Raw genomic sequence first — 483 nt, forward strand, 5'->3', positions numbered from 1 at the left:
GAAACAAAAGTTTCATTGCCTACCTTAATAACCGGTGTTGTTATTGACATTTTCGATGAAAGCTATGTCATTGTAAGCAGGCAATTTGGTTTTAATGAGACCGCTTTTGTTACAGTTTATGATATTAAGAAACGTTAATTAGGACATTGAAGCATTACACTAACGGGAGTTTAACGCAAATGAACCATCAGTGAAAGAGTGTAAGAAAACGCTTATTGAGGAGGGGGCAGATGATTAGTGTTCATGATAAAGAAATCACATCTTATCAAGTGGATTTAAAAAATCACAAAATAATTCTATATACAGAAGCATCCAGTAACTGCGGACAAGTGAAAGTTTCATTTGGAGATGTACTAGCTCATCGATTCGAAACCCAACTAGAAGGAAGTATTATCTTGACCATTCAAGAATATGGGTTGAACCTATTTATTGAAGATAATATTGAATTACTAAAGAAACAAAAAGACTATTGCTGGCCGTTTT

At 34.0% G+C, this 483-nt stretch carries 1 protein-coding gene; it reads left to right on the forward strand.

Translation table 11 applies throughout. From position 1 onward, the window contains the following. Positions 1–230 precede the first annotated feature (230 nt). Positions 231–483: hypothetical protein (locus tag AB4Z33_RS31190; protein WP_442053600.1), on the forward strand; the 253-nt coding region annotated here is incomplete at its 3' end.

The sequence above is a fragment of the Paenibacillus sp. 2TAB19 genome, from assembly GCF_052115185.1.
Classification (GTDB): domain Bacteria; phylum Bacillota; class Bacilli; order Paenibacillales; family Paenibacillaceae; genus Pristimantibacillus.